This window comes from Pseudoalteromonas sp. SG44-1 (assembly GCF_014164315.1).
GTDB lineage: Bacteria > Pseudomonadota > Gammaproteobacteria > Enterobacterales > Alteromonadaceae > Pseudoalteromonas > Pseudoalteromonas rhizosphaerae.
In genome coordinates this window covers 1-429 of the sequence record NZ_JACJEW010000246.1, presented here as the reverse complement: position 1 = coordinate 429, position 429 = coordinate 1, and the positions used below count along the sequence as shown (strand labels likewise).

The window sequence follows — 429 nt, the reverse complement described above, 5'->3', positions numbered from 1 at the left end:
AATAAAGAATGGTGGGTCATGATGGACTTGAACCATCGACCAATGGATTAAAAGTCCACTGCTCTACCAACTGAGCTAATGACCCGCTCTGATGTGCCTAAGCACGGTGCGTGAATCCGCCGATTATAACCACTCTACTATTCAACGAATAAAGAATGGTGGGTCATGATGGACTTGAACCATCGACCAATGGATTAAAAGTCCACTGCTCTACCAACTGAGCTAATGACCCGCTCTGCTGCTGCAACAAAATGCAACAAAACATTAATACGTAAATCCGCCGATAAAGACCATTCTATTATTAAATAAAGAATGGTGGGTCATGATGGACTTGAACCATCGACCAATGGATTAAAAGTCCACTGCTCTACCAACTGAGCTAATGACCCGCTCTGATGTGCCTAAGCACGGTGCGTGAATCCGCCGATT

The 429-nt window shown here is 44.5% G+C and carries 3 tRNA genes; all 3 read right to left on the bottom strand.

Features of this window, described 5'->3' with window-relative positions:
- Positions 1–9: 9 nt before the first annotated feature.
- The 3 genes from H5187_RS24020 to H5187_RS24010 all read right to left on the bottom strand — a co-directional run bounded on the left by H5187_RS24020 (position 10) and on the right by H5187_RS24010 (position 389).
- Positions 10–85 (bottom strand) — tRNA-Lys (locus H5187_RS24020).
- A 71-nt stretch (positions 86–156) separates the two neighbouring features.
- Positions 157–232: transfer RNA gene (locus H5187_RS24015), tRNA-Lys, on the bottom strand.
- An 81-nt stretch (positions 233–313) separates the two neighbouring features.
- Positions 314–389 (bottom strand) — tRNA-Lys (locus tag H5187_RS24010).
- Positions 390–429: the final 40 nt, after the last annotated feature.